This is a genomic window from Bifidobacterium sp. UTBIF-78 (assembly GCF_006408945.1).
GTDB lineage: Bacteria > Actinomycetota > Actinomycetes > Actinomycetales > Bifidobacteriaceae > Bifidobacterium > Bifidobacterium myosotis.
Genome location: NZ_JFAO01000068.1, coordinates 1 through 9,749, shown reverse-complemented (window position 1 = coordinate 9,749; position 9,749 = coordinate 1). Strand labels below are relative to the sequence as shown.

The window sequence follows — 9,749 nt, the reverse complement described above, 5'->3', positions numbered from 1 at the left end:
GAGCAAACAAACCGCCGAGGTATATCAGCGACATCGGGGTCGCCATGTTGCCGATGGTGTGCAACGGCTTCAGGATGAGCTCCGGCACTTTGACGCCAAGCAGAATCAGGGCCAGCGCGATCATCACGCCGATGAATGCTGGGTTGACGAACCGGCGGAGCAGCCCGAGCACGCGTGAACCCAGCGAGGGGCGCGACGCGGCGGGCAGGTCTCCCCCGGCGTCCCCAACCGCGGGCCGAACTGGCTCGCACAGCCATACACCATACGTCCACAACAGCGTTTGGTCGATGATCGACATCAGCGCCACATAGATCGCGCCCTCCCGCGGCCACAATGCCATGATGAGCGGGATGCCGATGAATCCGGCATTGCCGAACACCAGCGATGCCTGGAAAACATGACTGCGCGAACCTTTGAGCCGTAAAAGATGCGCGAATGCCCAGAACGTAAGGATGAGCAGACCGTACATCACGGCGGTCAGCAGCATCACGCCCCAGTTGGCCTCGAGGTGCGAGCGGTCCGTGCCGTCCACGGCATTCGAGAACACCAGCACCGGGATGAGCACGTTGAGCAGCAGCGAGCACATGCCGTCCAACGCGGTCTTGCCATAGAAGCGCAGACGCACGCACACGTATCCCACCATCAACATGATGAGAAAACCGACCAGCTGGCCGACCATCACGCCGAACTGTCCCACAACGCTCCTCACTCTCGTGGATTCCGCAACGCTCGTGAATCCCGCAAAACCATCCGCGACTATGTAAGGCATGCATCTGGACAGCCGTGGCCTCACCCTCACCCGCAGGGCGCCACCCTCAGGCCCGCGCCATCCTCAGGCCCGCCACCCGGCAAGGAAGGACCCGGCCTTGGCCTCGTCATCACGATACTGCTTGCCGCATTCGTCGATAAGCCCGTGAAACTCCTTGCAATCGGCCACGGTGAGCCCACTGGCGAGCGCTATCGGATGGTAGATCGTACGGAACGCCGGATATCCGTCCGGCACGTCGTACCCGAGGAACCGGAACAGCCGACGGGAATAGGTGTCGGCGATGAACACCCGGCGATCGAAGACGTAGAGCAGCAGGTCATCGGCGGTTTCGTTACCGATGCCGAACAGTCCCAGCATCTCCGCGCGCAGTTCGTCGTCGGGTACTCCGGCCACGCGCTCGGGGTCGGCGCCGCAACGGTCAAGGTACCACCGGGTGACCGCCTGCAGTGCACGCGACTTGTTCCGGAAGAAGCCGGACGGGCGGATGAGGTCCTGGAGTCGTTCGTTGTCCATGTCCGCAATGGCTCGAGGAACAAGCGCACCGGCATCCCGCAGGGCGTCGAGCGACCGATCGGCGTTACGCCAGGAGGCGTTCTGGATGAGCACCGCTCCGACCATGATTTCGTAGAGGGATTCGGCCGGCCACCAGCCGGTCGGACCCATCGACTCCATCATCGTGTGGAACAGTCGTTCCATGTCATCCGAAGTCGGCACCCGCATGCTCGCGGCCCGCCGGCGCACGCCATGCCGTCTAGGTCTTACGGGTTGCTTCGCGGATTGTCCTGCGGATTCCACAGGGCCTACGGATTTCGCGAGCCCGGCAGGCCCCACGGGCGTCACGTCACTCGTCAACGCCGAGCTCCTTGACCAGCCAGGCGCGTTCGGCGGCGATCTCGGCATCGTGAATCTGCGTGATGGCGATACGGTACTTGTCAGTCAGGCTTTCGTTGTCGATCGGCCCTTCACCGTCGCTGTACATGCGCCGGACGTCCGAATCCAGCAGATCGAGCCGACGCCGCAGTACGGCATTGCGATCGGCGACATCGGGGATGACGGACAGGAAGGACATCACCACCGACCATTTGGTGATGTCGCTGAGCATGTAGCCATCCGTGCTCTTCAGCTCCTCGATGAGCTTCTCGCGGCCCGCCGGCTCAAGGTGGAATTCGCGCAGACGCCGGCCATTGACCACGTTGAACGACTCCCCCAGATATCCGGCCTTGACGAACTTGCCGGTGACGGAATGCAGCGTGCCGTCGCTGAAGGCGCGGTTGTATCCCTGCAGCTGTTCCATCTTCTTGCGTAGCCGGTAGCCGCACAACGGCTCCTCGGAAAGGAAGCCCAACGTCATGATTTCCACGATATTCATGCATTCATGATACCTCAGTCTGAGATATTTCAGAACGACACGCCGTATCACGCGCCACGAAACCATCTCCAAACCCTTGGAATTCCGGCGTTCTTTCACATGACATAAATCCTGTTGATATATCTCAGCTTGAAATATATCAACATGGGGTGCATACTGGCATCAACGCGAACACCGCAGACCGGCATCCACAGCATCCGGCACCACGGCGGTCGCCGACAAACGAACCAGCACAACCATCAACCTTCATCATCGAAAGGAATCATCATGAGCAACATCACCATCTTCGGCGCAGGCAACATCGGCTCGGCCGTGGCGGGCATTGCCGTCAAGTCCGGCGCCACTGTGCAGGTCATCGACCGCAACGCCGACAAAGCCGCCGCGGCCGCCGATGGCGTCACCGGCGCGAAGTTCGGCGAGGCCGCCATCACCGGCGACATCGTCGTTCTGGCCCTGCCGTTCCCCGCCTACGACGAGGCGATCGCCGCCTACGCCGACCAGCTTGCCGGCAAGACCGTGGTGGACGTCTCCAACCCGATCGACTTCACCACCTTCGACCTCGCCCTGCCGGAAGGTGCCAAGTCCGCCGCCGAGTACGTGGCCGCCAAGCTCCCGCAGTCCCATGTGGTCAAGGCGTTCAACACCACCTTCGCCGCCACGCTGGCCACCGGCGAGAACGACGGCGCGCCGACCGTGGTGCAGCTGGCCGCCGATGACGAGGATGCCAAGAAGTCTGTGGCCGCCTTCATCGAGGCCGCCGGACTCAAGACCGTGGACGCCGGCGCTCTGAAGCGCGCGCAGTACCTCGAGGGCTACGGCGCGCTGCAGATCATCCTCGGCGTGACGAACCAGACCCCGTGGACCGCCGGTTTCAAGGTCGTCAAGTAACCGCAGGAGATCCAATATCTCAAGAGATCATTGGGTGATACTCGCCGCCTGTGGAGCGCCGCACGTTATGCCGTGCGGCGCTCCTTGCGTTCCACCAGCACATTCTTCAGCAAATAACGCAACAGTGGCAACGAGGTCGCGAACGTCAGCACGTCGGACACGGTCTGCGCCACCTCAACACCCGTGATTCCGATGAAGTGAGGCAGGATGAGCACCGCCGGAGCCAGATACAGTCCCGTGCGGCACACGGCGAGGAAGGACGCGATACCGGTCTTTCCCAAGGTCTGGCTCATCATATTGCCCATCATGTTCGTGCCGTTGAGCGCCACGGTGATGCATTGGAAGTGCAGCGCGGCCACACCCACAGCCACCACGGCGGGGTCGGAGCGGAAGATCTTCACCAGTTGCGGGGAGGCGACCCAGATCAGCGCGCCCAGCACCAGCAGCACGCCGGTGGAAAGCTTGATGCAGAACCAGAAGCCCTCACGCACACGGGCGAACTTCCCGGCCCCATAGTTGTAGCCGCACACCGGCTGGAAGCCTTGACCCAGTCCGATGATCACCGAATTCACGCCGAGCATGATGCGCATCACGATAGCCATGCCCGCGATCGCCGCGTCGCCGAACGGATTGGCGGCTATGTTCACGCAGGTGGTGGCGATCGAACCGGCGCTCTGCCGGACCAGCGAAGGCAGACCGCCGCCGAGGATCTCCCGAGCCAACAGCATATCCGGCCGGCAGTTGCGCAGGGAGAGCTTCAGCACGCCGAATCTGGCGCTCATCGTGGTCAGGATGAGGAAGCTTACGGTCTGGCAGATGCCGGTGGCAAGGCCCGCCCCGAAAATCCCCAAGTCAAGTACGAAGATGAACAGCGGCGCCAACAGGAAGTTCAGCAGCGAACCGATGACAAGGCCGATCATGCCGAACGCCGACTGACCTTGATACCGCAACAGTCCGTTCAGCGCGAACGAGCCGCATACGCAGGGCGCGGCCATCAGAATCGGCGTCAGATATTGCACGGCATAGGGGGCGATGGTCGCGGTCGAACCGAGTCCTATCACCAACGGTCGAAGCATGGCAAGGCAGACGGCCGCCACCAACGCGCCGCACAGCACGGCGCCCGCGAAGCCCAGGGCCAACAGCCGCGCGGCGCGCTCGTTGTTGCGTTTGCCGAGTTCGCGGCTCATCGAATTGCCCGCACCGTTGCCGAAGAAGAAGCCGATGGCCTGCAGGATGGTCATGATGGAGAAGGCGATGCCGATGGCGCCGGACTGCGCGGTGCCGAGCTGACCGATGAAGAACGTGTCGGTCAGGTTGTAGGCGGTGGTCACCAGATTGGAGACGACGGCCGGAATGCTGAGCGTCAGAATAAGCGACGGTATCGGCTGTTCGGTCATCTGCCGGTATTTCGCGTCCGCGCTCGCTCGTTTGATGCCATGAACCTGATTCACGGACGGCTATCCTACTCGCGCGTCACGTCGAGGCTTTTCTCACAGCTCGATATATGGTGATACATCTGCTACGCCCGCGCATCCACCTCCAGATACCGCCCGGTGATGCTCGCGGGGTTCGCGGCGATCTGCTCCGGCGTGCCGGTGGCGACGATGCGGCCGCCTGCCTCGCCACCGCCGGGACCCATATCGATGATCCAATCGGCGTTGGCGATCATATCGAGGTCATGCTCGATGACGATGACGGTCGCACCGGCGGCGACCAGACGGTCGAAGACGCCGAGCAGCACACGCACGTCAAGCGGATGGAGACCGATGGTCGGCTCGTCGAACACGAACACCGCGTCCGATTGCGCCCTGCCCATCTCACTGGCAAGCTTGAGCCGCTGCGCCTCGCCGCCGGACAGGGCGGGCGTCGGCTCGCCAAGCGTCAGATAGCCGAGCCCCAAGTCGTGCAGCGTGGTGAGACGGGCGTGGATCTTCCTCATGTCGGCGGTGACGGCGAGCGCCTCGTCCACGCTCATCGCCATGAGTTGCGGCAGAGTCAGCGAATGCAGGGGCGCGTCCGCGCTTCCCCGCCCCGCCATGGATTCCTGCTCCGCCGTGATTCCAAGCTCCGTCGATGCGGTGCCCTTCCCCTCTTTGACCGGCCGGTGAATCAGGCTCGCTTCCGGCGCATACCTCGATTCCCGGCAATCCGGGCAGGCGATGGTGACGTCCGGCAGGAACTGCACATCCAGCGAAATCGATCCGGTTCCATCGCAGGTGGGGCAACGCAGCCGTCCGGTGTTGTAGGAGAAGTCGCCGGCCTTGTATCCGGCGGCCTTGGCCTCGTCCGTGCGAGCGAAGGCGCGGCGCAGATCGTCATGGATATCGGCGTAGGTGGCCACGGTGGAGCGCACGTTCGCACCGATCGGCGTGGCGTCGATGAGGTTCGCTCGGGTGATGCCGTCCGCCTCGATGACGTGAACATGCGCAGGCAAATCACCGCCGTCAGCGTTCGCCTTGAGCGCCGGAATCAGCGATTCCAGCACCATCGTGGTCTTGCCCGAGCCGGAGACGCCGGTGACGACCGTGAGTCTGCCGCGCGGCACGTCCACGGTCAGAGGCTTGACGGTGTGCAACGGACCGGTCTCCATGTGAATCCTGCCGACATCGAACATCTTCTCCGGAGTGACGCGGGCGCGCACTCGGGTCTCGCCGCTTTCGGTCAAGAACGGCGCTATGCGGCTGCTCGGGGTCCGTTCGACCTCGTCGACCGTGCCCTGCGCGATCACATGGCCGCCACCGGCGCCGGCCACCGGCCCCATTTCGATGAGATGATCGGTGGCCTTGAGCACACGTACGTCATGATCGACCACCACCACGGAGTTGCCGTCCGCCACGAGGTCGTGCATCACGCCGAGCAAGCCATCCACGTTCGAGGGATGTAGGCCGATGGACGGCTCGTCCAACACGTACAGCACGCCGGTGGTGCGGTTGCGCACGGCGCGGGCCAGCTGCACACGTTGGCGTTCGCCGGTGGACAGCGTCGCGCCGGCACGGTCGAGCGACAGGTAGCCGAGGCCGAGTTCGAGCAGCCGCCGCGCCACATCGAGGAACGACTCGCAGATGTTCGTGGCCATCGGGCGCATGCTCTCAGGCAGAGCGCCCGGCACGCCCCGCACCCACGTCACGGCGTCGTCCAAGGTCATGGCGGTGGCCTGCGCCAGATTGATGCCGCGGACTTCAGGCGCGCGGGCAGCGGCGCTCAGGCGTGTGCCGCCGCAGTCGGGGCATGGCTTCTCCTCGAGGAAGCGGGCCACGCGCTTCAATCCCTGCTCGTCCTTGGCCTTGGCGAGCGCGTTCTCGACCGTGTACACGGCGTTGTAATAGGTGAAGTCGAGCTCGGCGAAATCGTCGCCCTTCTTGGGCCGGTACAGGATGTGCTTCTTGACCGCCGGCCCGTTGAATACGATGTCACGCTCCTTGGGCGTGAGCTCGCGGAACGGCACGTTGGTGCGCACGCCCATCGCGCCGCACACCTGCTTCATAAGGTCCCACATGAGCGAGCCCCACGGCAGCACCGCGCCGTCGTCGATGGATTTCGATTCGTCCGGCACAAGGGCGGCACGGTTCACCTCGCGCACGATGCCGGTGCCGGAGCAGGTGGGGCATGCGCCCGCCGAATTGAAGGCCAGGCTTTCGGCGCCGGGGCCGTGGAATCGCTTGCCGCAATGACTGCATACGATCGGCTGCTCCAACGCCACATTAAGCGTGGGGTCCGCACGGGTTCCGCATTGCGGGCATACGTGCGATCCGACACGGGAAAACAGCAGACGCAGGCTGTTGAGCAGTTCGGTCATCGTGCCGAAGGTGGAACGGATGCCGGGTACGGCGGGCCGCTGATGCAGGGCGAGCGCGGCTGGCACATGCAGCACCTCATCCACCTGGGCGCGACTGGCCTGGGTCAGGCGCCGGCGCGTATACGTGGACAGCGCCTCCAGATACCGTCTTGACCCTTCCGCATACAGCACGCCGAGCGCAAGCGAGCTCTTGCCCGAACCGGAGACGCCGGCCACTCCCACCAGTTCGCCGAGCGGCACGTCCACATCGACGTTCTTGAGGTTATGCACCCGCGCCCCACGTACCTCGATGGCGCGAGGGGTGTGGGGCGCGCGATCGCTCGTCTCACCGAATGCCACCGGCTTCCCGGGCTCTGTTCCTTCGCCGGATTCCTTCGCAACCGTCATGTCCGCTCCCCTCGCCGCCTTCGATCTGCACTTATTGTATGGCTTGTATGGCGTACCCGGCCGGTATCAGATGCCGAATCACGTTCCTCCGCGGGGCTGCCATCCGGTACTCCGGCATCATCAGGCAGTACGCGCGTACAGCGCATAACCGGCATAATCCGGCAGACCGTAGACGGTGATGGAGAACGCCTGCGATTGGCCGATGTAGATTCTGACGTAAAACTACCACTGGGCGCGCAGGGCGCTGATGGCGTCCTCGAGGCTGGCATCAAGCCGGTGGGACTGGCCGGCGTAGGCCTTTGCGGCTTCCAGCAGAGGTTCGGGGATGGTCGCCACCCGCCTGATTCGGGCGGCGCGACCGGGCGCGGTTTCAATCACCCCCTGCTCGGCGAGTTCGGCATAGGCCTTGGCCACAGTGCCGGGGGCGATGCGCAGGTCGCCGGCCAACTGACGCACCGACGGCAGTTTGTCGCCGTCATGCAGAAGGCCCGCACGAACCATACCTTCGATCTGCGCGCGAATCTGCTCGTATACCGGCACCGGCGACGATTCGCGGATCACCAGGCGCACGTCATCGCCGCCGCCCGTCATCGCGTCCTCCGGGGTGAAGTCCACAACCGGACCAATGCGGAACATGCCATCACGAGGTAGATGAGCGCCAACACGGCCACCACGCCGCCCATGATGATTTGTATGTTGCCCAAAGTCGGATACACATCATCCGCATAGGCCGCCGACCATGCACCGTTATTGGTGCCGACACGGACCGTTGCCGCCCCGGCCACCAGCAGGACCGCCGCCGCGTAGACCAGCATCGCGCCGACCGACAGGAACACCGTGAATCGCGTCAACAGCACGCGCCACAGCCGATCAGCCTCGGCGAACCGGACTTCAGGAGCACTCGGCACATGGGCGATGCGCCACAGCGCCGCGCAGGTCAGGCCGACCAGCACCAGTGTGACGACGGCCAGCGGGATGGAATAATACGATCCGGGATAAGGACCGGAGGAACGGGCCCACATCCCATTCGGAGCAACCAGCTGGATGCTGCGCATCAGGCCGAAATCATCCGGGCTTGCCGTCACCGTGGTGAAGCCGAGATAGATGATGAGCAGTCCGGCGGCAAGCATCGGTTGCATGAGCACATACCGCCGCGCGTATGTCCATGGTTCGCGCGATTGCAGCGATGCCGTACGCACCCGGCCGCCGCCCAGCCGATCGGACATGTCCGGAAAGGGCAGCGCGAGAGCCAGCATGACTGCCGACGCCGCGAGGCCGGGCGACATCGATGCGATGCGGTACATGTCTCTGGGCACCACGGATCCGATGAGCAGCACCGCGCACAACACCGCCACGCCGGCGAGCAGAGCGAACGCCATGCGACGGCGCACGATAGGCATGGGACCGTCATCGGCCGTGGCATCCGGCATGGCAGACTGTTCCGACGGACCGCCCGACGGACTATCCGATGAATTGCCCGATGAATTACCCGATGAAACAGGCCGCTTCACCGACAGCGACGGTTCACGATTCATGTGCAGCAATGCCCTGACCATCAGCACCACCACCATGACGATGAACGCAATCTTCAGTAGTCCTATCAGCAACGCCACTACCACGGCGAGAGCAGAAATCGACATCACACCCACCCCATTGTGTTTGAGGTGCATCGCCGCCTGCAACCGAACGCCATCAGTCATTTCGACCGAAACCGTTCGGCGCCGCCAGCATGAAACTGCACCATATTTCTAGTACAGTTCAAAGTGTATCAGAAGTATGGTGCAGTTGCAATGGGTCGACTGCCGTGTACCATTCAAGAACACCGGCGACGAGCACCGGCAATGACGTAAAAACGTCCCAAAACGTAAGTCAGCGACGAGCCTATGTTACGTTTCGTCCCGTTCTGGAGCGTCAAAACGGGACGAAACGCAACACTATGCCGTCGGTAACCAACTGCCGCCCCCACACGACGAAGAAGCAAAACGATTTTAGGACAAACGAGCCTGAACCAATCTATTCAGAGACACCCCCTGCTCAGCAGCTTCGATGGACAAACGTCTATGCACTTCAGGCGGTACCCGAACCATAAAGTGACCCGAATAATGGCGATCCTCGAAAGGAATCGGAACTGCAACGCCCCTCTCGACCAACTTGGCAGCCTCATCGTGAGCCGAAATCCGAATACCGGTTAACGCCTCGACAAACGAATCGGACACGAATCTCAACTCCGGCATCTCCGCCACCGTTCCCACAAAGCCCTCGCATTCATCCGACCAATGCACGCGATACACATATCGATCAATCACGTTTTTCATGGCACCCCAAGAATCACCCACTCGAATTATTCAATCATTGTAATCAACCGGCGCAGGCAACCCATTACACCCACACACATTGCATATTCGAACATATGTGCTATACTGGTATCAATACAGATACCACATTTAAGAAAGGAAGCCATCATGCATCACAGAACTCTCTTCGCCCCGCAAATCGACAACATGATCTGTTCTCCCAGATCATGGGAACCGGATATTTAC

Annotated in this window: 9 protein-coding genes; 1 reads left to right on the top strand and 8 read right to left on the bottom strand. The window is 62.6% G+C overall.

Features of this window, described 5'->3' with window-relative positions; all coding sequences use genetic code 11:
- The 3 genes from BG22_RS10480 to BG22_RS10470 form a co-directional block, all read right to left on the bottom strand.
- Positions 1–697 (bottom strand): AEC family transporter (locus BG22_RS10480; protein ID WP_140495383.1); only part of this gene is annotated, 697 nt, incomplete at its 3' end.
- A 135-nt stretch (positions 698–832) separates the two neighbouring features.
- Positions 833–1,465, bottom strand: a complete 633-nt coding sequence (locus BG22_RS10475; RefSeq protein ID WP_258186343.1) for an endonuclease III domain-containing protein — start codon at positions 1,463–1,465, stop codon at positions 833–835.
- Between the two features lie 145 nt (positions 1,466–1,610).
- Positions 1,611–2,138 carry a PadR family transcriptional regulator gene (locus BG22_RS10470; protein WP_140495381.1) on the bottom strand — a complete coding sequence of 176 codons (528 nt, stop codon included), beginning with the start codon at positions 2,136–2,138 and terminating at the stop codon, positions 1,611–1,613.
- A gap of 144 nt (positions 2,139–2,282) precedes the next feature.
- Between BG22_RS10470 and BG22_RS10465 the strand changes: the two genes are divergently transcribed.
- A complete protein-coding gene (locus tag BG22_RS10465; RefSeq protein ID WP_140495380.1) occupies positions 2,283–3,026 on the top strand; it encodes an NADPH-dependent F420 reductase in 744 nt (247 codons plus the stop codon).
- 65 nt (positions 3,027–3,091) lie between these two features.
- On the opposite strand, the gene BG22_RS10460 is transcribed toward BG22_RS10465, so the two are convergent.
- The 5 genes from BG22_RS10460 to BG22_RS10440 all read right to left on the bottom strand — a co-directional run bounded on the left by BG22_RS10460 (position 3,092) and on the right by BG22_RS10440 (position 9,524).
- Positions 3,092–4,423 carry an MATE family efflux transporter gene (locus BG22_RS10460; RefSeq protein ID WP_375137722.1) on the bottom strand — a complete coding sequence of 444 codons (1,332 nt, stop codon included), beginning with the start codon at positions 4,421–4,423 and terminating at the stop codon, positions 3,092–3,094.
- A 122-nt stretch (positions 4,424–4,545) separates the two neighbouring features.
- The gene (locus BG22_RS10455; RefSeq protein WP_181163495.1) at positions 4,546–7,209 is read right to left on the bottom strand and encodes an excinuclease ABC subunit UvrA; all 2,664 of its coding nucleotides are present in this window, start codon (positions 7,207–7,209) and stop codon (positions 4,546–4,548) included.
- A 222-nt stretch (positions 7,210–7,431) separates the two neighbouring features.
- Complete coding sequence (locus BG22_RS10450) at positions 7,432–7,845, bottom strand: GntR family transcriptional regulator (protein WP_219846953.1); 414 nt, start codon at positions 7,843–7,845, stop codon at positions 7,432–7,434.
- Positions 7,797–8,849 (bottom strand): hypothetical protein, encoded by a 1,053-nt coding sequence (locus BG22_RS10445; RefSeq protein ID WP_140495375.1) that lies wholly within the window; start codon positions 8,847–8,849, stop codon positions 7,797–7,799. The genes BG22_RS10450 and BG22_RS10445 overlap by 49 nt, the downstream gene beginning before the upstream one ends.
- A 348-nt stretch (positions 8,850–9,197) precedes the next feature.
- Entirely contained in the window at positions 9,198–9,524 is a 327-nt protein-coding gene (locus BG22_RS10440; protein ID WP_140495373.1) for a type II toxin-antitoxin system HicB family antitoxin, read from the bottom strand.
- Between the last annotated feature and the right edge of the window lie 225 nt (positions 9,525–9,749).

Bases quoted from the DNA above. Each gene is read 5' to 3' on its own strand.
- BG22_RS10475 (WP_258186343.1), bottom strand. From the start codon at position 1,465: ATGGAACGACTGTTCCACACGATGATGGAGTCGATGGGTCCGACCGGC.
- BG22_RS10470 (WP_140495381.1), bottom strand. From the start codon at position 2,138: ATGAATATCGTGGAAATCATGACGTTGGGCTTCCTTTCCGAGGAGCCG.
- BG22_RS10465 (WP_140495380.1), top strand. From the start codon at position 2,283: ATGGGGTGCATACTGGCATCAACGCGAACACCGCAGACCGGCATCCAC.
- BG22_RS10460 (WP_375137722.1), bottom strand. From the start codon at position 4,423: ATGACCGAACAGCCGATACCGTCGCTTATTCTGACGCTCAGCATTCCG.
- BG22_RS10455 (WP_181163495.1), bottom strand. From the start codon at position 7,209: ATGACGGTTGCGAAGGAATCCGGCGAAGGAACAGAGCCCGGGAAGCCG.
- BG22_RS10450 (WP_219846953.1), bottom strand. From the start codon at position 7,845: ATGTTCCGCATTGGTCCGGTTGTGGACTTCACCCCGGAGGACGCGATG.
- BG22_RS10445 (WP_140495375.1), bottom strand. From the start codon at position 8,849: ATGTCGATTTCTGCTCTCGCCGTGGTAGTGGCGTTGCTGATAGGACTA.
- BG22_RS10440 (WP_140495373.1), bottom strand. From the start codon at position 9,524: ATGAAAAACGTGATTGATCGATATGTGTATCGCGTGCATTGGTCGGAT.